The sequence below is a fragment of the Dialister micraerophilus genome (genome assembly GCF_947090205.1).
Classification (GTDB): Bacteria; Bacillota; Negativicutes; order Veillonellales; family Dialisteraceae; genus Dialister; species Dialister micraerophilus.
Genome location: NZ_CAMUNF010000002.1, coordinates 13,319 through 35,654, shown reverse-complemented (window position 1 = coordinate 35,654; position 22,336 = coordinate 13,319). Strand labels below are relative to the sequence as shown.

Annotated in this window: 23 protein-coding genes and 1 tRNA gene; all 24 read left to right on the top strand. The window is 31.8% G+C overall.

All coding sequences use genetic code 11. The annotated features are described in order from the left end of the window. Window positions 1-14 precede the first annotated feature (14 nt). Window positions 15-452, top strand: coding sequence for a division/cell wall cluster transcriptional repressor MraZ (gene mraZ / locus P6922_RS01970; RefSeq protein ID WP_007553886.1), 438 nt, complete (start codon window positions 15-17; stop codon window positions 450-452). Window positions 453-458: 6 nt separating this feature from the next. Continuing rightward, entirely contained in the window at window positions 459-1,391 is a 933-nt protein-coding gene (rsmH, locus tag P6922_RS01965) for a 16S rRNA (cytosine(1402)-N(4))-methyltransferase RsmH (protein WP_276873852.1), read from the top strand. 18 nt (window positions 1,392-1,409) lie between these two features. After that, window positions 1,410-1,799: a cell division protein FtsL gene (locus P6922_RS01960; protein WP_007553911.1), complete on the top strand. Its 390-nt coding sequence runs from the start codon at window positions 1,410-1,412 to the stop codon at window positions 1,797-1,799. Between the two features lie 60 nt (window positions 1,800-1,859). Beyond that, window positions 1,860-3,356, top strand: coding sequence for a UDP-N-acetylmuramoyl-L-alanyl-D-glutamate--2,6-diaminopimelate ligase (locus P6922_RS01955; protein WP_276873850.1), 1,497 nt, complete (start codon window positions 1,860-1,862; stop codon window positions 3,354-3,356). Window positions 3,357-3,360: 4 nt separating this feature from the next. Continuing rightward, window positions 3,361-4,743 carry a UDP-N-acetylmuramoyl-tripeptide--D-alanyl-D-alanine ligase gene (locus P6922_RS01950; protein ID WP_276873848.1) on the top strand — a complete coding sequence of 461 codons (1,383 nt, stop codon included), beginning with the start codon at window positions 3,361-3,363 and terminating at the stop codon, window positions 4,741-4,743. Continuing rightward, window positions 4,743-5,708: a phospho-N-acetylmuramoyl-pentapeptide-transferase gene (gene mraY / locus P6922_RS01945; RefSeq protein WP_276873846.1), complete on the top strand. Its 966-nt coding sequence runs from the start codon at window positions 4,743-4,745 to the stop codon at window positions 5,706-5,708. Before P6922_RS01950 ends, mraY begins: the two co-directional genes overlap by 1 nt. 71 nt (window positions 5,709-5,779) lie before the next feature. Next, on the top strand, window positions 5,780-7,129 hold the full coding sequence (gene murD, locus P6922_RS01940) for a UDP-N-acetylmuramoyl-L-alanine--D-glutamate ligase (protein WP_276873843.1): 1,350 nt from the start codon (window positions 5,780-5,782) through the stop codon (window positions 7,127-7,129). An 11-nt stretch (window positions 7,130-7,140) separates the two neighbouring features. Then, the gene (gene murG, locus P6922_RS01935; protein WP_276873841.1) at window positions 7,141-8,259 is read left to right on the top strand and encodes an undecaprenyldiphospho-muramoylpentapeptide beta-N-acetylglucosaminyltransferase; all 1,119 of its coding nucleotides are present in this window, start codon (window positions 7,141-7,143) and stop codon (window positions 8,257-8,259) included. After that, window positions 8,256-9,647, top strand: a complete 1,392-nt coding sequence (murC, locus tag P6922_RS01930) for a UDP-N-acetylmuramate--L-alanine ligase (RefSeq protein ID WP_276873839.1) — start codon at window positions 8,256-8,258, stop codon at window positions 9,645-9,647. The genes murG and murC overlap by 4 nt, the downstream gene beginning before the upstream one ends. Continuing rightward, window positions 9,640-10,575, top strand: a complete 936-nt coding sequence (locus P6922_RS01925; protein WP_276873837.1) for a D-alanine--D-alanine ligase family protein — start codon at window positions 9,640-9,642, stop codon at window positions 10,573-10,575. The genes murC and P6922_RS01925 overlap by 8 nt, the downstream gene beginning before the upstream one ends. Before the next feature lie 12 nt (window positions 10,576-10,587). Then, the gene (locus tag P6922_RS01920; RefSeq protein ID WP_276873835.1) at window positions 10,588-11,442 is read left to right on the top strand and encodes a cell division protein FtsQ/DivIB; all 855 of its coding nucleotides are present in this window, start codon (window positions 10,588-10,590) and stop codon (window positions 11,440-11,442) included. Between the two features lie 121 nt (window positions 11,443-11,563). Then, window positions 11,564-12,592 carry a cell division protein FtsZ gene (gene ftsZ, locus P6922_RS01915; RefSeq protein ID WP_007553876.1) on the top strand — a complete coding sequence of 343 codons (1,029 nt, stop codon included), beginning with the start codon at window positions 11,564-11,566 and terminating at the stop codon, window positions 12,590-12,592. Between the two features lie 55 nt (window positions 12,593-12,647). After that, window positions 12,648-13,151 (top strand): transcriptional regulator NrdR, encoded by a 504-nt coding sequence (nrdR, locus tag P6922_RS01910; RefSeq protein WP_007553906.1) that lies wholly within the window; start codon window positions 12,648-12,650, stop codon window positions 13,149-13,151. Further along, window positions 13,148-13,711 (top strand): D-sedoheptulose 7-phosphate isomerase, encoded by a 564-nt coding sequence (gene gmhA / locus P6922_RS01905; RefSeq protein WP_007553845.1) that lies wholly within the window; start codon window positions 13,148-13,150, stop codon window positions 13,709-13,711. The genes nrdR and gmhA overlap by 4 nt, the downstream gene beginning before the upstream one ends. Before the next feature lie 3 nt (window positions 13,712-13,714). Next, on the top strand, window positions 13,715-14,224 hold the full coding sequence (locus tag P6922_RS01900; protein ID WP_276873832.1) for a D-glycero-alpha-D-manno-heptose-1,7-bisphosphate 7-phosphatase: 510 nt from the start codon (window positions 13,715-13,717) through the stop codon (window positions 14,222-14,224). An 8-nt stretch (window positions 14,225-14,232) separates the two neighbouring features. Then, complete coding sequence (locus tag P6922_RS01895; RefSeq protein WP_276873829.1) at window positions 14,233-15,225, top strand: glycosyltransferase family 9 protein; 993 nt, start codon at window positions 14,233-14,235, stop codon at window positions 15,223-15,225. 1 nt (window position 15,226) lies between these two features. Further along, window positions 15,227-16,012, top strand: coding sequence for a TrmH family RNA methyltransferase (locus P6922_RS01890; protein ID WP_276873827.1), 786 nt, complete (start codon window positions 15,227-15,229; stop codon window positions 16,010-16,012). 23 nt (window positions 16,013-16,035) lie between these two features. Next, a complete protein-coding gene (locus P6922_RS01885) occupies window positions 16,036-16,893 on the top strand; it encodes a ChbG/HpnK family deacetylase (protein ID WP_276873824.1) in 858 nt (285 codons plus the stop codon). Beyond that, the gene (locus tag P6922_RS01880) at window positions 16,893-17,339 is read left to right on the top strand and encodes an amino acid-binding protein (protein WP_276873821.1); all 447 of its coding nucleotides are present in this window, start codon (window positions 16,893-16,895) and stop codon (window positions 17,337-17,339) included. Before P6922_RS01885 ends, P6922_RS01880 begins: the two co-directional genes overlap by 1 nt. Window positions 17,340-17,408: 69 nt before the next feature. Continuing rightward, a tRNA-Pro gene (locus tag P6922_RS01875) sits at window positions 17,409-17,485 on the top strand. Between the two features lie 34 nt (window positions 17,486-17,519). After that, complete coding sequence (locus P6922_RS01870; protein ID WP_276873819.1) at window positions 17,520-18,383, top strand: zinc metalloprotease HtpX; 864 nt, start codon at window positions 17,520-17,522, stop codon at window positions 18,381-18,383. Window positions 18,384-18,394: 11 nt separating this feature from the next. Continuing rightward, window positions 18,395-18,805 carry a nucleoside-diphosphate kinase gene (gene ndk, locus P6922_RS01865; protein WP_007553839.1) on the top strand — a complete coding sequence of 137 codons (411 nt, stop codon included), beginning with the start codon at window positions 18,395-18,397 and terminating at the stop codon, window positions 18,803-18,805. A 107-nt stretch (window positions 18,806-18,912) separates the two neighbouring features. After that, on the top strand, window positions 18,913-21,270 hold the full coding sequence (locus P6922_RS01860; protein WP_276873816.1) for an endonuclease MutS2: 2,358 nt from the start codon (window positions 18,913-18,915) through the stop codon (window positions 21,268-21,270). Window positions 21,271-21,502: 232 nt separating this feature from the next. Next, window positions 21,503-22,336, top strand: coding sequence for a DegV family protein (locus tag P6922_RS01855; RefSeq protein WP_276873814.1), 834 nt, complete (start codon window positions 21,503-21,505; stop codon window positions 22,334-22,336).

The following is a 22,336-nucleotide window of genomic DNA, read 5'->3' as shown; positions in this document are numbered from 1 at the left end:
GGTGGAAGAATAAAATGTTTATGAATGAATATTCACATACGATTGATACAAAAGGTCGTATGATTCTTCCTGCCAAATTTCGAGAAGAATTGGGCGAATCCTTCATTTTGGCACCCGGATTGGATTCATGCTTATGTATTTATCCTCGTGAACGTTGGGATGCTATGATTGAAAAATTGCAAAAACTACCATTTACGAAAAAAGATGTAAGACAGTTACGTCGTTATTTAATTGGTAAAAGTACGGAAATGGAATGTGATAAGCAAGGTAGAATTTTAATTCCGGCACATCTTAGAACACTTGCAAAACTTAAAAAGAATGCACGAATTATAGGGACAGGATCAACTATAGAAATTTGGAGCTCTGAAGTTTTGAAAGAACAAGAAACGGAAAGTCAACCTATAGATGAATTGGCAGAGTCTTTGGATATGCCTATGGATTTTGATTTTTAGAGAAAAATGGAATTTAAACATGTAACAGTTTTACGAAGAGAAATGATTTCTGCAGTTTTAACCGATAAAAACGGAGTCTATGCAGATTGTACGTTAGGTGGTGCGGGTCATTTATCTCTTCTATCGGAAAAAGTTGAAAATGGTGCACTTTTAATTGGCATAGATCAAGATTTAGATGCATTAAAAGCTGCAGAATTGAGAATGAAAGATTGCACATGCAATTTGAATTTTGTTCATAGTAATTTTTCGAATATAAAAAATATATTGTCAGAAAAAAAATTAAATAAAATTAATGGGTTTATTTTTGATTTAGGAGTTTCTTCATATCAATTGGACGAGGCAAATAGGGGATTTTCCTATATGCATGAAGGTCGGTTGGATATGCGTATGAATCAGAATAGTGAATTAACTGCACATGATGTTGTAAATAAGTATTCTGAAGAAAAAATAGCATTTATTATAAAAGAATATGGTGAAGAAAGATGGGCAAAACGTATTGCAGAATTCATTGTTGATTATAGGAAAAACAAAATTATAGAAACTACAGGTGAATTGGTAAGTATTATAAAAGCTGCAATACCGTTGGGGGCAAGGAAAAACGGTCCGCATCCTGCAAAAAGAACTTTTCAAGCTATACGCATTGAAGTTAATAATGAGCTTGGTATTATTGAAAGCACAATAAACGATTGTGTAGATTGTTTAGTTTCCGGCGGTCGTATAGGAATAATTACGTTTCATTCTTTGGAAGATAGGATAGTAAAACGAACTTTTAAAAATCTTGCCAAGCAATGTATTTGTCCACCGGAATTTCCTCTATGTGTATGTAATCATCAACGGAAAATAAAATTGTTGGGAAATGGAATACGTCCGACAGATGAAGAAATTGCAGAAAACCCGAGAGCTAGAAGTGCAATACTTCGTGTTGCGGAAAAAATATAAAATAAGGAGGCATTTTATATGCTGTCACAGAATGTAAAGATGTTAAGCTATTCAAAGTCAGTTGGAACAACTTTTGATGTACCTGCAAAAGTTTCTGTAGGTAAAGTAAAAACATCTATTGCTTTTCGTGACGTTAAAATGATTCTTTTGATTTTATTGTTGCCTTTAGCTGTTACATATTGTTTCAGATTGATTAACGATCAAGAGCGATATGTTATGAGAAATTTAAGAACTGAAGTTATTGAATTATCTAGAGAAAACGCCAGATTGAAATTGGAGGTTGCAGGTTTGGAAGCACCTACAAGAATTCAGGAAATAGCTGAAAAAGAATTAGGTATGGAAATGCCGTCTACCGCTATTTATGGAATGAATGACGTTAAAGATAGTCATAGAAAAATACGTGATTAAAAAGTAGCGGCCTTTGGCCGCTACTTTGCGATATAATATAATTTGTGAAAGAGGTAAAAAATGAAAAATCTTCAAGAGTTATTGAATGATAGTTCTTATATAAAAATTATTGGAAATGTTGATAAGGATATTATAGATATTACTGCAGATTCAAGGATGGTGAAAGAAGGAAGTTTATTTATATGTTTATCCGGATATCATGTAGATGGTCATAAGTATGTAAGTGAAGCGGTAGAAAAAGGAGCAGTCGCAATTATTGCGGAAAAAAAGATTTCAGTTCCTGAAGGAGTTACTGTGGTTTACGTAAAAAGTACCAGAACGGTAATGGAAAAAATAGCGCCGCTTTTTTTTGATTATCCGTCGAAGAGTATGAGAATGATAGCTGTTACGGGAACTAACGGAAAAACAACTACCACTCATATAATTTCGCATATTTTAAAAAAAGCCGGATATAAAACTGGTGTTATAGGAACAATACATGCATTGATTGGTGATGAAGAGTTTGAAACACATAATACAACACCGGATGTTATCGATTTGCAAAGATTATTATATAAAATGAAAAAAGCAAAAGTAACACATGTTTGCATGGAAGTTTCATCACATTCTTTGGTATTGGGCAGAGTAGAAGGTTGTGAATTTGATACTGCAGTATTTTCAAATTTAACCGAAGATCACTTAGATTTTCATAAAACCATGATTAATTATGCCAATGCAAAAGCAAAATTGTTTTCTATGGTTTCGGAAGAAGGACAAGTAAAATCAAATAAAAATGCTTGTATAAATATAGATGATGACTATTCACATATTATGATTGATGCCATTAAAGATAGAAAGCTTTGCAAGTTGCATACTTTCAGTATGAATAGAGATGCTGAACTTAAAGTTATATCAACTGAATTTACAGGTAAAAACACGAAATTTATTTGTGTGTATAAGAATAAAGAATATCCTGTTACGGTAAAATTGATGGGAAGATTTAATGTTTATAATATTATGGCGGCAATGAGTGCAGCAATTTCAGAGGGAATAGATTTTAATTTTATAATAAAGGCATTAACTGATTTTACTAATGTTCCGGGACGCTTTGAATTAATTGATGAAGGTCAGGAATTTCCCGTTGTGGTTGATTATGCACATACTCCCGATGGATTGGAAAATATATTAATAACAGCAAGAGAAATAACAACCGGTAAAATTATAGTTGTATTCGGATGTGGAGGAGACAGGGATCCTATGAAACGTCCGATAATGGGAAGAATTGCTGCAAAGTATTCAGATATTGCTATAGTAACTAGTGATAATCCACGTACTGAGGATCCGAATTCTATTGTTGAACAAGTAGTAAAAGGTGTTAAAGAAAATGCCGAAAAATATAATTGTAAATATAAAGTTTTAGTTGATAGAAGAAGTGCAATTAAAGAAGCTATTGAAATTGCACGAGTTAATGATATAGTGATTATTGCCGGAAAAGGTCATGAAGATTATCAGATATTGAAGAATAAAACAATTCACTTCGATGATCGTGAAGAGGCAAGGAGAGTATTAAGAGGTTAAATTTATGGCATCTTTTTCTTTCAATGAGATAAAAAAAGCAACAAATGCTGAGCTGGTCAGCGGTAAAAAAACGGGAGTTTGCTTTAATGTGAGTATAGATTCTCGTACAATAAAGGAAAATGATTTATTTATAGCTTTAAAAGGAGAACGTTTTGACGGGCATGATTTTGTAATTAATGCATGCAAAAAAGGGGCTTCGGCTGTAATTATTTCCGATTCTGAGTGTTTGGAAAAAATATCTGAAGATTGTACGGTGTTTTTAGTTAAAGATACTAAAAAGGCTTTTGAAGATTTAGCGCATTTTAATAGAATGCGTTTTGATATACCTGTAGTAGCCGTAACCGGATCAAATGGGAAAACAACTACTAAGGATATGATTTCCGCTTTACTTTCCTCAAAATTCAATGTGTGTTCTACTGAAAAAAATAATAACAATGAAATCGGACTGTCCTTGACATTACTTAATATCACAAAAGAACATGATGCATGTGTCGTAGAAATGGGAATGAGAGGTTTTGGACAGATTGAAGAATTATGTAATATAGCAAAACCTACTATAGGTGTTATTACTAATGTCGGGACTTCACATATAGGTATATTGGGTAGTAAGGAAAATATTGCAAAAGCAAAAGGTGAATTGATTCAATCATTACCTGAAAATGGAATTGCAGTTTTAAATGGTGATGATTCATTTGTCAAAAAGATGGGAGAAAATTTCAAAGGTAGAGTTATTTATTATGGATTAAACGGTAATTATACCGTCTATGGAGAAAAGGTAAGTTTTGAAAACTTCGGTACAAAATATACTTGCGTATGTTTTGATGAAGCTTTTAAAGTAAATTTGAAACTTTTAGGAATACATAATGTTTACGATGCTTTAGCAGCAACTTCTACGGCACGTATTTTAGGTGTTGATGTTACAAAAATACAAAGAGTTTTGAGTGATTTTTCTCCAAGAGCGGGTAGGCAATCATTAATTGAAATTAATGGAATTAAAATTATTGATGATGCATATAATGCAAATCCGTTGTCTATGGAAATGGCTCTTTGTTCTTTGAAGCAAATATCTGCCAAAAATAAATATTTGGTTCTTGCCGATATGAAAGAGCTTGGGGAAAATGAAGAAAAATTTCATTATGAAATAGGATTAAAAGCGGCAGATATGGGATTTTGTGGAATAATTACTGTCGGAGATTTGGCAAAATTTATAGCAAAAGGTGCAAAAGAAAAAGGCATGAAAATGATATATTCTTTCGATACTTGTAAAGAAGCTGCGGAATACATTTTAAATATAGCAAAAGCAGGAGATGTTTTTTTATTAAAAGGGTCGCATTCAATGCAGATGTATACGATACCTGATTTACTGAAAGAAGAGTTAGAGAAATAATGGATAAAAATTTTTTCTTTTATTTGATAGAAGCAATATTGGCAGTTGTTATTTTATATTTTATAGGTATGCCGGTTTTACGTAAGTTAAAAGCACGGCAATCTATTAGAGAAGAAGGTCCTAAAGCGCATAGAGCTAAATCAGGAACACCGACAATGGGCGGAATTTTTATGATTATAAGTTTTATTGCGGTTTCAGTTATGAACGGTTTGATTTCTGCCCAATCTATACTTTTCCTCTTTGTAGCGGTAGGGCATGGGTTTTTAGGATTTTTAGATGATTTTATAAAAGCCAGAAAAAAACGTAATTTGGGTTTAACTGCCAAAGAAAAATTGTTGGGTCAATTATTTTTATCCGTTGTATTTTGCTATGGGGTAGTAGAGATTTTAAAAATTCCTACTGCAATTTCAATACCTTTTTTAAATTATGATATATCATTAGGATGGTTATATTATCCATTTGTGGTTCTTGTAATTATAGGAGCATCTAACGCAGTAAATTTGACTGACGGTTTGGATGGATTGGCAAGCGGATGTTGTACAATTGCGTTTGCCGCTTATTCCGCATATTGCTATTTAAGCGGATATATCGATCTTAGTTATATGTGTCTGATTGTTGTTGGATGTTGTGTAGGATTTTTATTTTTCAACTATAATCCTGCAAAAGTATTTATGGGGGATACAGGTTCGCTTTTTTTAGGCGGAACAATTGCGGCCGTTTCTGTACTTACGAGAAGTGAATTACTTTTGATTTTATTTGGATTTATTTTTGTTATTGAGGCATTATCTGTGATAATTCAGGTTACCTCATTTAAGTTGTATAAGAAAAGAATTTTTAAAATGAGTCCTATTCATCATCATTTTGAGCTTTCAGGATGGAAAGAAACAAAAGTTGTATGGGCATTTTGGACTTTTGAATTTTTTATTGCGTTTGGAACATTGTTTATGATTATAAATAATGCTTGATAAGGTTGTTTATTTAAAAATAAAGTTATATACTAATTGTTATTGAAAAAAATAATATCCGAGGGGGAAACATGAAGAATGTTTTAATTATCGGAGCGGGTATTAGTGGAGTGGGAGCTGCACATGTTTTGCTTCGACATAACTGTAATGTTGTTATTTCAGACTTAAATAATTCTTTTCAAAATACGGAAGAATATCAAGTATTTAAAAAGAAAGGTGTTAAATTTTATTTTGGAATTCAGACAAATGAACAGTTGAAAGGCATAGATACTGTTGTGGTGTCTCCGTCAATATCATTAGAAAATATTTTGGTAAGGGAAGCTTTAGCAAGAAATATTGCAGTAATAAGTGAAATAGAATTGGCTTTTTGTATTACAAAAGCATCAATTTTAGCGGTAACAGGAACTAATGGGAAAACAACGACAACAAAATTATTGGGACTTATGCTTAAAAATTCCGGTAAAAAATTCGCAGTTGCCGGAAATTTAGGAGTTTCATTAAGTGATAAAGCTGATTTAATTGATGAGAAAAGTATAATAGCAGCCGAAGTTTCAAGTTTTCAGTTGGAATTTATTAAAAATTTTAAACCCAAAGCAGCTGCAATTTTAAATATTACACCTGATCATTTAGAACGTCATCATACAATGGAAGCTTATGTTCAAGCAAAAGCAAGAATTTTTGAGAATATGAATTTTGAAAATTGTATTCTTTTAAATGCAGATGATAAATATACGAATGAACTGACTGAAATGGCGAATAAGCATACCAATGTATGTTTGTTCAGTATACAAAAAAATATTGACAACGGAGCTTTTCTTGATGGGGAAGAGCTTGTAATTTCATATAAAGGTAATAAGATTAATATTTGTAACATAAATGAGTTACAAATAAAAGGTAAACAAAATTATGCAAATGCCTTAGCCGCATCATTTTTAGCATTTTTCAGCGGAATTTCTTTAGAGGCTATTCGAGCAGCTTTAAAAGAATTTAAGGGATTGCCTCACAGAATAGAATTTGTAAGAAAATTTAAAGATATAAATTACTATAATGACTCTAAAGCTACAAACACAGATGCTTCTATAAAAGGTATGGAAGCTTTTGATAAACCTGTGATACTGATTGCAGGTGGACATGATAAAGGTATACCTCTTTCCGAATACATGAAAAAAGTTAAAGAACATACAAAAGAATTGATATTAATCGGAGAAGCAACGGAAAGATTTGAGAAAGTTGCAATAAACGAGGGAGTTTCCAATATAACAAGAGCAAAAGATATGGAAGATGCCGTTTATAAAGCAACAAAGTTTGCCGAAGCGGGAGATATAATTATTTTGTCGCCTGCATGTTCAAGTTTTGATATGTATAAAAATATGGCAGAGCGTGGAAATGATTTTAAAAGAATTGTAAATTCTATGCAATAAGTAGGTGCTTAATGAAAAAAATAATTATATCCGGAGGCGGGACAGGCGGTCATATTTATCCCGGTATAACAATTGCCAGAGAAATTTTGCAAATTGAAGAAGCAGAAATATTGTTTGTCGGAACACCTTTAGGAATGGAAGCAAAAATTATTCCACAAGAAGGTTTCGATTTTTTCGGTATTTCATCTTCCGGTTTGAAACGTAATTTATCATTTGAAAATTTTAAAACTGTATTCAAAACATTCGGTAGTGTTTGGAAAGCTAAAAAATTAATAAAAAACTTTAAACCTGATGTTGTTGTCGGAACAGGCGGATACGTATGCGGACCTGTTTTACTTGCAGCGGCACTTTCAGGAATACCGACATTAATACAAGAACAAAATGTAATACCTGGTATAACAAATAAAATTTTGAGCAGATTTGTTGATAAAATAGCTCTTGGATATGAGGATGCAAAGTTCAGATTTAAGTATCCGGAAAAATGTATTTATACAGGTAATCCTGTGCGAAGAGAAATTATAGATGCCAAGAGAGAAGAATCGAGACAAAAGTTAAATATTGATAAAAATGCGTTTATGGTATTGATTGCAGGAGGAAGCAGAGGAGCCAGAGCTATAAATAATGCAATGATAGAAGTTCATAATCATTTTAAAAATACTGAAAATCTTTGCTTATATCATGTTACAGGTGATAAAGAGTATGAAAATGTTATGAACGCATTAAATTCCGGTGGTGAAAAGAAATACGGTAAAAGCAGTATTATTGTAGGATACCAGCATGATATGCCTACGGCTTTGGCAGCTTCAGATTTGGTAATTTATAGAGCTGGTGCTATAGGATTGGCAGAATTGGCTGCAAAAGAATTGCCATCAATATTGATACCGTATCCATATGCGTCTGAAGATCATCAAACATATAATGCCAGAGTGTTTGTTGCTGCCGGGGCATCGAAAATGATTGTAGATAAGCATCTTACAGGGAAAGAATTAATTCAAGATATAGAAGATTTAATTGCCAATCCGGATATATTGCGATATATGTCTGAGGCTACCAAGAAAGTGCAAAAAATAAATGCAGGACAAGAGATTGCCAAATTGGTGTTTGAATTGTCGAAGTGGGGAAAAAGATGAATTTAAATAATTATAAAAGATTTCACTTTGTAGGAATCGGTGGAGTCGGAATGAGAGCATTGGCTAAAATAATGATAGATAAAGGATATATGATATCAGGATCTGATAATGTATATTCTTCAGAACTTGAAAATTTAAGAAAATTAGGAGTGGAAATATTTGTAGGGCATAATCCACAAAATATTAAAAATGCTGATGTTCTTATAGTATCGACAGCTATTTCAAAAAATAATTCAGAAGTTTTGGAGGCCAAAAAACATAAAATACCGGTATTTCACAGATCTGATTTATTAGCAGCGATTCTTTGCGGAGGCAAAAGTATTTGCGTTGCAGGAGCACATGGAAAATCTACAACATCGGCAATGATAGGAAAAGTTTTTTGTGATGCTGAAAAACATCCGACAGTTGTTCTGGGTGGGAAAGTGGATTATTTAAATGGAAATTCAATTTTCGGAAATGGTGAATTTGTAATAGCAGAAGCGGATGAAAGTGACGGATCATTTTTAAAATTCAATCCGTTTATATCTGTTATAACTAATATAGAAGACGATCATTTAGATCACTATTTGACAGTAGAAAATATAAAAAATGCATTTATAAAATTTATTAATCAAACAGATAAAATTAATGGAAATACAATATTATGTATTGACAATGAAGGCGTAAAAAGCATTTTACCCAAGTTGGATAAAAATTCTTATATAACTTATGGAACTTCTGATAATGCTGAATATAAAGCTATTAATAAAAGATATATTGATTCTCATATGATGTTTGATGTATATCATAAAGAAAGTTTTTTGGGAACTGTAAGTTTGATGATTCCGGGAACACATAATGTCAGAAATGCTTTAGCAGCTTTAGTTACAGGTTTAATTTGCGGTATAGATTTTAAAACCATAGCAAAATCATTAATGGAATTTAATGGAGTTAAACGTAGGTTTCAAATTAAATACTCGGGTGAGGTAAAAATAGTTGATGACTATGCGCATCATCCGACAGAAATTATGTCTACATTGAAAGCAGCGAAAGAATGTGGAAAGCATCGTGTAATTTGTGCATTTCAGCCACATAGATATTCAAGAACGAATTTATTGAAGTACGAATTTGCAAATGCTTTTGATAATGCGGATATAATATTTATTACGGACATTTATTCTGCAGGAGAGAAGCCTATTAACGGGATAAGCGGTAAAACGTTGGTTGATTTAATAAAAGAGAAACATCCAACAAAAAAAATTACATATATTAAAAATATGGAAGATCTTCCGGAAGCAATAAAAAATGAAATGCAAAAAGATGATATGATTATTACTATGGGTGCAGGTAATATTTATCGTGTGGGTGAAGATTTGATTATGTCAATAAAGGAAAGAGATAATGATTAATAAAAATACTAAAATTACTGTACTGATGGGTGGTCCGTCAGATGAAGCCGAAATTTCAAGAAAGACAGGTAAAGCTATAGTTAATGCGTTATCGGGATTAGGATATTCCGTTGTGGGTTTGGAGTATCATCCTGAATGCGTACTTAAGCAATTACAAGAACTTAATACGGAAATAGTTTTTTTGGCATTACATGGTAAATATGGTGAAGACGGAACGATTCAAGGATTACTTGAATTGGCCGGAATTCCTTATACAGGATCAGGTGTAAGTTCAAGTGCAATTACAATGGATAAGATTTTTACTGCACATATTTTTAAAGAACAAGGTATAAGAATGGCAAAATCTATGTCTTTTAAAGAAAAAGAGGGAATTGATTTTGTCAATAATCAAATCTTGAAAAATTTTAATATGCCTGTAGTTTTAAAACCTGCATGTGAAGGTTCCACTATAGGTATAGAAATTGTAAAAGAATCAAACGACTTAAAAGATGCAATATGTCGTGTATTTAAAGTTGAATCACGTATTTTGGTAGAAGAATATTTAGATGGTGAAGAATTTACGGTTCCGGTAATGAATGGGAAAGCTATGCCGGTGATTCAAATTTGTCCACATTCAGGTCAATATGATTTTCATTCAAAATACACAAAGGGTGCAACTGATTATTTAGTACCGGCACCAATTTCAGAAGAATTGAAAAGTGAAATGCAATTAATGGCGGAAAAAGGATATCATGCTGCTGAATGTGAAGGTGTAGTCAGATTTGATATGAGAACCGATCATAATGGAGTTCCTTATGTATTGGAAGCAAATTCAATTCCCGGAATGACAGAAACAAGTTTGGTTCCTAAATCTGCAGCAAATATAGGTATAAGTTTTGCTAAATTGTGTGAAATGATATTAGAAGGAGCAGGACTGAATAAAGTGTAAAGAGAGTAAAAAATGCATGAATATAATGATTTTGAAAATTTCCAAAAAAAAATACGTAACGAACATGTAAATGTCAGTGAAAATGATAATAAAGATTTAAACGACAAGAATTTTGATGATAAGAAGATTCGTAAAGTTCTAAAAAAACGAAAGAAGCATAAAAAAAATAAAAAATTTAAAGTATTGTTTTATTTAATAATTTTCATAATAATTATTGTAGTTTCATTGCTTTTTTTGCCGATACCTTTTGGAAATTTGACAGTTACAGGAAATGATATTATAAAAACAGAAGATATTTTTTTTGAGGCTGAAATAAAAAAACCTATAAATATTTTCCAAATAAGAACATCTAATGTAGAAAAAAGATTGTTAAACGATATTCGTATAGAAGAGGTAGATGTAAGCAGACAATTTCCTTTTACTATAAATATAAAAGTTAAAGAGAGAAAACCTTTGGTGATAGTTCAAGGCGAGTTTTGCTATGCTATATTGGATAAAACAGGATTAGTTATAGAAACCGAAACTTCATTAAAAAAAGCAAATTATCCGATGATAACCGGGAAAAAGTGGGGAAATCTTCTTTTAGGAGATACCGTTTCCGAATCAGATGTACTTCTTGCGTTGAAATTTATAAATAGTTTAAGTGAAGACGGTGTAAAATTATTTTCAGAAATCAATATAGGAAATAAAGATAATATAATCGCTTATACACGAAGCGGTATAGCTGTAAAATTGGGTAACGGTAAAAATATTGCAGATCAGGCAAAATTGGCGGAAAATATGGTTGGAGATATAAGTTCACGTCAATTGTCTGTAGAATATATTGATGCAAATACTTCTTCACCATTCATAAAATTAAAAAAATAATTTTAAATTTGCAATTAGTGGCGAATTGCAATAAAGTATTGTAAAATAAAAGATATTAAATACATTGAAGAAAATATGACTTTTATAGATATAATCCGCTAATATATAAGGAGGAGCAGACATGGAAGGTTCGGGAATTGCAAAAATTAAAGTTATCGGTGTTGGTGGTGGTGGAAATAACGCTGTAAATCGTATGATTGAAGCTGAGGTTCAAGGTGTTGATTTCATTGCCGTAAATACAGAAATTCAAGTTCTGGATAAATCTAATGCAGGCGAGAAAATTCAGATAGGTGAAAAGGTAACGAAAGGCTTGGGCGCAGGTGCTAAACCGGAAATAGGTGAACAAGCAGCTGAAGAATCAAGAGATGATTTAATGCGCTCTTTATCCGGCGCGGACATGGTATTCGTTACAGCAGGAATGGGTGGAGGAACAGGTACAGGAGCTGCTCCTGTAGTTGCACAATGTGCCAGAGAATTAGGTGCTTTGACCGTTGCAGTTGTAACAAAGCCATTTACCATTGAAGGTAAAGTTCGTATGAGAAACGCTATAGAAGGAATTGAAAAGTTAAAAGAAAGTGTAGATGCAATTTTAATTGTACCTAATGATAAGTTGTTAGGCGTTATTGATAAAAAGACATCGGTAAAAGATGCATTTAAAACCGCAGATGACGTATTAAGACAAGGTATACAGGGAATTTCCGATTTGATTACAGTTCCGGGAATAATAAATTTGGATTTTGCTGACGTTCGCACAATTATGAGTGACCAAGGTGAAGCGCTTATGGGAATCGGTGTAGGTACCGGTGACAATCGTGCAAGTGATGCTGCAACTATGGCTATCAACAGTCCTTTACTTGAACGCAGTATAGATGGAGCTAAAGGAATTATTATAAGTATTACAGGTAATGAAGATTTGGGATTGTTTGAGATAAATGAAGCATCTCAAATTATTACGGAAGCTGCAGATCCGGATGCAAACATTATTTGGGGTACTTCAGTCGATCCGAATTTGGGAGACGATACGGTAAAAATAACTGTTATTGCAACCGGATTTGAATCAAAGAAAAATCGTGGAACTGTAGGGACAAATAGTTTTAGAAGTAGTGTGAATAATACATCTATAGCAGTTCCGGAATTTCTTAAGAAATAATGTAAAGAGTCGCACCGGTTGTTGTGCGACTCTTTTTTTACGAAAAGAGTTTATTATGAAATGTCCATTTTGTAAAAATAAAGATACCAAAGTTACAGATTCCAGAGATACGGATGACGGTACTTCTATAAGACGTAGGAGACAATGTTTAACTTGTAAAAAGCGTTTTACTACATATGAATCAATAGAAAGTACACCGGTACGTGTTATAAAAAAAGACGGAACAAGAGAACTTTTCGATAAAAATAAGATACGTAACGGATTGATACGTGCTTGTGAAAAACGTAATATATCAACTGAGCAAATAGAACAAGTTGTAGAGAAAATTGAAATTAAAGTCTACAATGCATTAAAACAAGAAATATATACAGAAACTATAGGTAATTGGATTATGGAAGAGTTGAAAGAACTCGATCAAGTTTCATATGTCAGATTTGCCTCAGTTTATAGAGAGTTTAAAGATTTGGAAAGTTTTATGAGTGAGTTGAGAATGCTTATGCGTAAAGAATCCAATGAAAATAGTTTAGATAAAGAAGTTAAGGAAAATAAAAAATTATGATTTCAATTATTGAAAACGCTTTTAATAGCCATGAAAATGTATTAAAAAAATCTGAAATTTTATATCCTCAAATTGAAAAAATTGCAAATTTATGTAAAAATGCATTTGAATCCGGAAATAAGATTTTAGTATGTGGAAATGGTGGAAGTGCTGCAGATTCACAACACATAGCTGCAGAATTTGTTGCAAGATATTCAAAAAACAGAAAAAGTTTGCCCGCTGTTGCACTTACTACAGATACTTCTATATTGACAGCGATAAGTAATGACTATGAATATAATTGTGTTTTTTCCAGGCAGGTCGAATCTATAGGTAATTCTGGTGATGTATTAATAGGTATATCTACGAGCGGTCAAAGCAAAAGTGTAATTAATGCTATAAATACGGCGAATAAAAACGGAATTAAAACTGTAGCTTTTACAGGCAAAAATGGAAAAATTTTAGAAAATATTTCTGATATTTCTTTAGTAATTCCTTCCGATATAACGGCGAGAATACAAGAAATGCATATATTATGTGCTCATATTATTTGTGAAATTATTGATGAGTTTGAATGGTAAAAAGTGAAAAAAGCAGTTTTTTTAGATAGAGACGGTGTAATAAATAAAGATACGGGCTACGTGGGATTTATAGATGAATTAATTTGGATACCCGGAGCAAAAAAGGCCATTGCCAATTTAAATCAAAAGGGGTGGTCTGTTTTTGTGGTTACAAATCAAAGTGGGATAGCAAGGGGTTATTTTACAGAAAAAGATGTACAAAAATTGCATGAATATATGCATGCTGAAATAAATAAAGTTGGCGGTATTATTACAAAATTTTATTATTGTCCATATTTAAAAGGTGCAAAAATAAAAAAATATGATAAAGATTCTTCATTAAGAAAGCCTAATCCAGGAATGATATTAAAAGCAATGGAAGAGTATTCTATAGATAAGGAAAAATCTTTTTTAATTGGAGACAGTATTAGAGATTTACAAGCAGCAAAAAATGCCGGAATTCGCGGCTATTTGTTTAATGAAAAATATTTGGATAAATTTGTAAATAAATGTTTGGAATTTGAAAATAAATGAGTGTTGAAATGCCTATAAAAATTTTAGTTATCAAGATGAGTTCTTTAGGAGATATTGTACATTCTTTGCCATTTTTATATATGCTAAGACATACATATCCCGATGCTCACATTACTTGGGCAGTGCATGATCCTTATATTGATGTGTTGCCGGGAAACCCGTGGATAAATGAAAAATATGTTGTACATAGAAATAAAATGACAAATTTGTCTTACCTTCGTAAAGTACATAACGATTTGAAGTCTCGCAAGTTTGATTTGGTAATAGATTTGCAAATGCTATTTAAAAGTTCAGTTATAGCTTATTTATCTGACGGGAAAGTTAAAATTGGAAAAAATAAAAATACAGAATTAAGTAAATTTTTTTCAAAACCTATAAGCGGACCTAATAATAACGGGCATATTATCGAGCAGCTTTTAGATGTTGTAAGATATTTAGGTGGTAAAGATGAAAAGATAGAATTTCCTTTACCTGATTTTAAATTACAAGAGAATTCTATAAAATTGAAGTTGGAAGAAAACGGAATAAAGGGAAAATATGTACTTGTTGTTCCAGGTACTCGCGGTGCAAGTAAAATGTGGCCTGTGAAAAATTGGAAATTACTTGTTGAAAAATTGGTAGAACAAAATATTCCGGTAGTAATAACGGGAATGTTACAAGAACAACGAATGATAGAAGAAATAAGTTCATCTTTTAAAAATAATCAAGTGTTGAATATTGTAGGAAAAACAAGTTTATTGGATTTAATTGCGATAGAAAATTTATCGGCAGTGCATGTATCAGTAGATACAGGACCTTTGCACATAGCAAATGCATTGAAAAAACCTCTAGTTGCATTATTCGGGCCTACTTTTTCGCAAAAAAGCGGACCGTATAATAATTCGTACAGTAGGGTAATATGTGCTGAAAATTCAGGAAATAAAAATGCTGATATGAGTACTATAACTGTAAAAAGAGTATATAATGAAATAATTGATTTATTTAACCATAAAAGGAGATAGTATGGAAATTATTACCAGTCTTAATAATAAATGGATAAAAACGGTTTCACAATTGCGATTAAAAAAATATAGAGATAAAAATAATTTATTCATTATGGAAGGAATTCGACTGGTAGAAGAGGCAGTTAAACTTAAATACTCGGAAGTTGTATGTTTTATATCTGAAAATGTAACAGAAAAGGAAAGAATACAAAATTTAATAAAAAATGGAAATTTATTAAAATGGAAAATTTTATTTGTAAGTGAAAAAGTTATGAATAAATTGTCGGGGACAAAACATACACAAGGTATTGTTGCAATAGTAAAAAAGAGATGTATTAATTTAGGTACATTTAAGTATAAAAATAATGAAAGATATGTTTTTTTAGATGAAGTTCAAGACCCCGGAAATGTAGGAACTATTATAAGAACTGCGGCGGCAACAGGAATGGATGCCGTTATTTTAAGTAAAGGTTGTGCAGATCCTTATTCAGAAAAAGCCATAAGAAGTTCAATGGGAAGTATATTCAGAATTCCTGTAGTAACAGATGTATCGATTGATGAATTGATTAAATGGAAAAATGAAACAAATATATTTTTTGTAGGAACATCATTACAAGATGCAGAGCCGTATACGCAAATTTCTTTATCGGGTTGCTGCATGTTTATATTTGGGAATGAAGGTAATGGCGTCAGTCAAAAAATATTAAATATTTCAGATAAAAAGATTTATATTCCTCTTAAATCGAACGTAGAATCACTTAATGTATCTATAGCTACTGCAGTTATTTTATTTTATTATTCATAAAAGTGTATTGACAGGAGATTTAAATGACTAAAAAGCTTATAGTAAATGCTGACGATTTGGGCATTCATTATTCTGTAAATGAGGCAGTTGAACAAGCATTTTTTGATGGTATTTTAACTAGTACATCTTTAATCGCGGGTGGAAATGCATATACTGATGCAGTAACTAAAATAAGGAAAATGAATAGATTGGGTGTAGGTGTTCATTTGACTTTGGTAGGTGATATAAAGTCTGTTTGTTCACCTCATGAGGTTCCGAGTTTAACATGGGAACATGGTGTTTTTTGTCATAGCTATTTAGATTTAATAAAAAGAGATTTAAGAGGTTTGATAAACTATCAGGAAATTTATGAAGAATGGGATTCCCAAATTTTAAAAATTATAAACGAAGGTATTGAAGTTACGCATTTAGACGGACATCAACATATGCATATGTGGAAAAGTTTTTTCCCGATAACAATTGAATTGGCAAAAAAATATAATATTCCTTGTATACGTGTACCGGATGAAAATTATTTTTTCGGAGTGAAATTAAAAAATATAATCCGAGGAATGGCAAAAATCGGATTGTCTGTATTATCTAAAAATAATAGAAAATATTTAATAAAAAATAATTTGAAGTCGAATGATTGGTTTTGGGGAATGATTTATGGCGGGTATTTTTCTGAAGAGCATATGTTGGAGGCTATTGACTCATTAGAGGAAGGTGTAAATGAGTTTATGACTCATCCAAGTTCAGATGAATGTGCAATGGAAGAAGAATTTAAATGGGGTTATCATGGGGAAAGTGAATTATACGCTTTATTATCAAATAAGGTAAAAGAAAAAATAAAAAACAATCACATAGAATTGATTTCATATAAGGATGTAGGGAGTAAGTAATGAAAAAATCTAAGCAGAGGTTTTACTTGGTGGATTTTGAAATTTTACCGGAATCTATAAAGAAAACGATAAACGTAAAAGAAATGTTAAAAGAAGGATTAACATCAACTATTCATGAAGCTGTAAATAAAGTAGGTATAAGCAGAAGTGCATATTATAAGTATAAAGATCATGTTGCACCGGCATCAGAAGTTCCTAATACAAGACTATGCGTATTGGAATTGATGTTATCAGATGAAATATCAGTTTTTAATAAAATTATTAAAAGAATAGTAAAAGAGAATGCGATTGTATCAATAAATAGGAATATTCCCGTCGGTAAATATTGTGTAACTGTGGTAGTATTCAGGACAGAATTTGATGACACTTTATTGGCATCTTTTGTTAATTCATTAGGACATATGAAAGGCGTTAAGTCAGTAGAAATAATAAATCAAGAGATTTAATATTTAAAAATATATGCTGAACTTGACAAAAAAAGATGAAATGTGTATGCTATTCAATGTAGTAATTGTCGGGACGTAGCTCAGTTTGGTAGAGCGCTACCTTGGGGTGGTAGAGGTCGCATGTTCAACTCATGTCGTTCCGACCATTTTTTTTAATATATTTTATAAGGAGGTTATCATTTGAATACTTTGAAATCTGTAATGCTCCTTGTATTGTTAAGTGTGATATTGATTTTTTTCGGGAATATTTTAGGAGGGCAAGACGGAGCTCTGGTTATGTTCCTGATTTCTCTCGGTATTAATTTTATAGTTTACTGGAATTGTGATAAAATTGCATTGTACAGTTATAATGCTAAAGCTTTGTCGGAGAGTGAAGTTCCGGAGTTATTTGAATTGGTAAGACAAGTGTCTATAAAAGCGCAACTTCCTATGCCGAGAATTTATATTATACCTACTTCGGTGCCAAATGCATTTGCAACAGGAAGAAATCCCGAAAATGCGGCAATCGCCGTTACTGAAGGAATATTGCAATTGCTTGACAAAGATGAAATGGAAGGCGTGTTGTCTCATGAGTTATCTCATATAAAAAATAGAGATACTTTGGTGATGACACTTGCAGCTTCCATTGCAACTGCAATAGGCTATCTTGCAAATATTGCAAAGTGGTCGGTAATTTTCGGTGGAAGTAATAGGGAAAGAGATAACGGTGGGAATGCAATATCATTACTTGTTGCATCTGTTATTGCTCCAATTGCAGCAATGATACTTCAGATGACTTTGTCAAGATCAAGAGAATTTTTGGCAGATGAAAGCGGAGCAATAATTTGTAAGAAACCGTTGGCATTGGCCAGTGCATTGCAGAAATTAGATGATTATGCACATAGAAGAGTTATTTCACAGTCTACTCCGGCTATGGCAAGTTTATTTATTATAAATCCTTTGTCAGGAGTAAGAGATATGGCAAGATTATTTTCTACACATCCTTCAACCGAGGCACGTGTAGAGAAATTATATAAAATTGCAAGAGAAATGCGATTAATTTAAGGAGGATAATTATGTCTGAAAAAACATTGGTATTAGTAAAACCGGATGGTGTAAGAAAGCATATTTGCGGAGAAATTATTTCTCGATTTGAAAGAAAAGGATTGAATATCGAAGCAATTAAAATGATTGATGTTCCGGTAGAATTGGCAAAGAAACATTATGCAGAACATGAAGGTAAAGGTTTCTTTAATGCTTTGATTTCATTTATCACATCCGGCAAAGTGTTAGCAATGGTTATAAGCGGAGAAAATGCAGTTGCTGCAGTTCGTCAAATTAATGGAGCTACAAATCCCTTACAAGCAGTTCCGGGTTCTATTCGCGGTGATTTTGCAACATCTATTGATGAAAACGTTGTTCATGCATCGGATGCAGTAGAAACAGCCAATAGAGAAGTAAAACTTTGGTTCCCTGAACTTCAATAATTTTAATTGGTAATTGACAATAAATTTAAAGTGATTGTATGATAAAAGAGGGCGGATGTCCTCTTTTATTTTTATGTAATTTAATGACGATAAGTTTTGAGGAATATATGATACGTAAATCCATCTATGATGCACTTGATTTTAATGATATAAGGAAAAAATTACAAGAAAAAGCACCGTCAATGTTATCTAAAAAAATGGCGGAAAATATTGTACCTGAAACCGATTATTTAAAAGTTGAAAAATTATTGAATGAAACGGAAAATGCTTGTATATGTATTACTGAAGAAACCTCTACACCTATTGGCGAAACTCATAATATTTCGTTTATATTGGAAAAAGCGAAAAAAAGAATTTGTTTGATTCCTGAAGAATGTATAGATGTATTATCTTCAATAGAAACTTATAATAAAATGTATAATTATTTTATAGGTGAAAGGAATTTAAAATATCCTTATTTACAAGTAATTTCAAATGAAATTGTTCCGCTTAATGAGTTGGTTGAGGATATGAAAAAAGTTTTTACCGAATCCGGTGAAATCAATAAAAAAGCATCTTCGAAACTTGCGCAAATTTATAAAGAAAAAGAAATAATTAAAAATAGAATAAGGAGAGAGTTTCAAAGAATTTTACAAGATTCAAAATACGAAACTTTTTTTCAAGATAGAATTATAACGCAAAGAAACGGAAGATATGTCATACCTGTGAAAGAATCATTTAAATATAAATTTGATGGAATTGTTCACGACAGTTCTTCAACAGGACAGACTTTATTTATGGAACCTCTTTTTTCAGTGCATTTAAATAATGATTTAACAGAACTTGAAGTGGCTGAAAAAAAGGAAATTAAACTTATTTTGGAATCAGTTACAAACTCTATACGTGAGAGTGCAGATATTATAAAAAATAATTGTGATAAAGCAACCTTATTGGAATTTATATTTGCACGAGGAAAGTTGGCTCTGTCTATGAAAGCAAAACGAGCAGCTCTTTCAGATGGAACTGAAATAAAATTAATAAATGCCAAACATCCTTTGATTTTAAAAGATAAAGTTGTGCCTATATCTTTTGAAATAGGTAAAAATTATAAAATAATGATAATAACAGGTGCAAATGCCGGCGGTAAAACTATTGCGATGAAAACTGCAGGATTATTTTGTATGATGAATCAATGTGGACTTTTTATTCCGGCAGATGAAGGGGCAGTTTTACCGGTATTTAAAAATATTTATGCAATTATAGGTGATGAACAAAGTATACAGAATAATTTATCTACGTTTTCTGCATATATTACTCAATTGTCGTCATTCTTACATAAAGCAAGTAAAAAAGACCTTATTTTATTGGATGAATTGGGATCCGGAACAGATCCTGTTGAAGGTGCAGCTTTGGCACAGTCTGTAACGGAATATTTGTCGGATAAAGGTATAGTATCTATTATTACATCACATTTCAGTGAAATGAAAAAGTTGGCATACGAAAAAGAAGGAATATTGAATGCTTTTGTAGAATTTGATGAAAAAACATTAATGCCTACATATAACTTGATATTGGGGGTAGCAGGTAACAGTAATGCTTTCAATATATGTAAAAGATTTGGAATTCCTGAATTTATTTTAGAAAGAGCACTTGAATTAAAAGAAAAATCTTCATTATATAATGTTGAAAAAATAATGGAACGTCTTAACGGTGAAATACGAAGTGTTGAAAAAGAGCGTAAAGATTTAAGAAACTCAATAGATGAAGCCGATAATTTAAAATTAAATTTACAAAATGAAGTAGAAAATTTTTATAAAAAGAAGGCCGATATATTGGAAAAAGCACGTGTTGAAGCGGAAAATATGAAACGCAGCGTACGTGTTGAAGCGGAAAATATTATAAAAGATTTGAAGAAAAAAGCAGCAAAAATAGAAAAAGAAACTGTAAATAAAGATGTAACAAGTATACGAAATCGTATTGACGGTATAAATATTCCGGATAGTTTAAATTTTAGAGATTCCTTGGAGTTAAAGGATATAAAAAAGGGAGACAATGTTTATATTGACACGTTGAATCAAGATGGAGTCGTAAATTCTATTTCCGGGAAAAAAATTACAGTTATTTGTGGAAATATTACCGTTACAGTAGATTTTCGTCATTGTTTTAGATCACATAATATAAAAACCGAGAAAAAAGTGATAAATAAAGTTTATAATCCGATTAAATCTGAATTTTCCGTGCAATCTGTTTCAACAAATATAAATGTAATCGGTAAAACTGTAGATGAAGCTGTACCGTTAGTAGATAAATTTTTAAATCAATGTTTTATGGCAGGAGTTTCACCTGTACAAATAATACATGGAAAAGGTACAGGAAGTTTAAGACGAGGAATTCATGAACATTTGAAAACATTGAATTTTATAAAAGAATTTCATTTGGCTGATGCAAGATTTGGAGGAGCGGGGGTAACTGAGGTATATTTTTAATCAGGATATTAATGCTATATAAAAAGATAAATTTATAAATAACAGTACATAAATCGTTTTAATTTCATATTTATTTATAAGATTAAAATATATTTATGTTTTTGCTGTTTTAATAATAGTATTGTATAATGATAAATGATTTCTGAATATGATTAAAAGAATGAATACAACTGGATAATGAATATAACTACATATCTAATTAAAAATAGAGTTAATGGAAGGATGTTTTTTAATGATTCATTTTATTTTGGACAGTACTTCTGGAGTATCGAAAGATATTTTGGATAAATATCCTCAGATTCACAAAGTGCCGTTGTACATGTTTGTTGACGGTGAATATAGAGATGAATCGGAATTTACGATTGATGATGTAATAGAATACTCTGAACGTGAAAAGAAGGCTATTCAAACAAGTCAACCAAGTACCGGTGATTATATGAAATTGTTTGAATCGATACCGCAAGATGATGAAATAATAATTATTGCGTTATCGGTTGCAGTAAGTGGAACTTACAACGGTGCAGTTTTGGCAGCACGCCAATCAGGTCGCAAAAAAATAGCCGTAATAAATTCCAGGAGTACGGCAATAGGTATGATTCATTTACTTAGGGACGGACTTGAAATGGTTGAACAAGGATTGCCGTTTGAAAAAGTTGTTGAAGGATTGCAAGACGGTGCAAGTAGAATACGCACAACTTTTACTATGGAATCTATAGAATATTTGCGTAGAGGCGGACGTGTAGGTAAAGCTGCCGGTTTAATAGGAAGTATATTGAAAATAAGACCGGTAATATATTTGACTGATGAAGATGAAGTTGATGCATTGGCAAAAGTAAGAACACAGAAAAAAGGAATTGAAGCTATAGTAAATTATTTACATGAACAGTCGCCTTGTAAACGAATCGGTGTTGTGCATATTAAAAATTTAGATGTTGCAAATGCTCTTCGTGATAGATTAAGTAAAGAATATCCGGATATCGATATAACGGTTTCTACAGGAACTCCGGTATTAACCTGTTATTTGGGGCCCGGACTGGTTGGTATTATTTTTGAAAAAGCCAATTAA

Bases quoted from the DNA above. Each gene is read 5' to 3' on its own strand.
- nrdR (WP_007553906.1), top strand. From the start codon at position 12,648: ATGAAATGTCCATTTTGTAAAAATAAAGATACCAAAGTTACAGATTCC.
- mraZ (WP_007553886.1), top strand. From the start codon at position 15: ATGTTTATGAATGAATATTCACATACGATTGATACAAAAGGTCGTATG.
- gmhA (WP_007553845.1), top strand. From the start codon at position 13,148: ATGATTTCAATTATTGAAAACGCTTTTAATAGCCATGAAAATGTATTA.
- P6922_RS01925 (WP_276873837.1), top strand. From the start codon at position 9,640: ATGATTAATAAAAATACTAAAATTACTGTACTGATGGGTGGTCCGTCA.
- P6922_RS01955 (WP_276873850.1), top strand. From the start codon at position 1,860: ATGAAAAATCTTCAAGAGTTATTGAATGATAGTTCTTATATAAAAATT.
- ndk (WP_007553839.1), top strand. From the start codon at position 18,395: ATGTCTGAAAAAACATTGGTATTAGTAAAACCGGATGGTGTAAGAAAG.
- P6922_RS01920 (WP_276873835.1), top strand. From the start codon at position 10,588: ATGCATGAATATAATGATTTTGAAAATTTCCAAAAAAAAATACGTAAC.
- P6922_RS01885 (WP_276873824.1), top strand. From the start codon at position 16,036: ATGACTAAAAAGCTTATAGTAAATGCTGACGATTTGGGCATTCATTAT.
- P6922_RS01895 (WP_276873829.1), top strand. From the start codon at position 14,233: ATGCCTATAAAAATTTTAGTTATCAAGATGAGTTCTTTAGGAGATATT.
- rsmH (WP_276873852.1), top strand. From the start codon at position 459: ATGGAATTTAAACATGTAACAGTTTTACGAAGAGAAATGATTTCTGCA.
- P6922_RS01890 (WP_276873827.1), top strand. From the start codon at position 15,227: ATGGAAATTATTACCAGTCTTAATAATAAATGGATAAAAACGGTTTCA.
- murD (WP_276873843.1), top strand. From the start codon at position 5,780: ATGAAGAATGTTTTAATTATCGGAGCGGGTATTAGTGGAGTGGGAGCT.
- P6922_RS01950 (WP_276873848.1), top strand. From the start codon at position 3,361: ATGGCATCTTTTTCTTTCAATGAGATAAAAAAAGCAACAAATGCTGAG.
- murC (WP_276873839.1), top strand. From the start codon at position 8,256: ATGAATTTAAATAATTATAAAAGATTTCACTTTGTAGGAATCGGTGGA.
- P6922_RS01960 (WP_007553911.1), top strand. From the start codon at position 1,410: ATGCTGTCACAGAATGTAAAGATGTTAAGCTATTCAAAGTCAGTTGGA.
- murG (WP_276873841.1), top strand. From the start codon at position 7,141: ATGAAAAAAATAATTATATCCGGAGGCGGGACAGGCGGTCATATTTAT.
- mraY (WP_276873846.1), top strand. From the start codon at position 4,743: ATGGATAAAAATTTTTTCTTTTATTTGATAGAAGCAATATTGGCAGTT.
- ftsZ (WP_007553876.1), top strand. From the start codon at position 11,564: ATGGAAGGTTCGGGAATTGCAAAAATTAAAGTTATCGGTGTTGGTGGT.
- P6922_RS01855 (WP_276873814.1), top strand. From the start codon at position 21,503: ATGATTCATTTTATTTTGGACAGTACTTCTGGAGTATCGAAAGATATT.
- P6922_RS01880 (WP_276873821.1), top strand. From the start codon at position 16,893: ATGAAAAAATCTAAGCAGAGGTTTTACTTGGTGGATTTTGAAATTTTA.
- P6922_RS01860 (WP_276873816.1), top strand. From the start codon at position 18,913: ATGATACGTAAATCCATCTATGATGCACTTGATTTTAATGATATAAGG.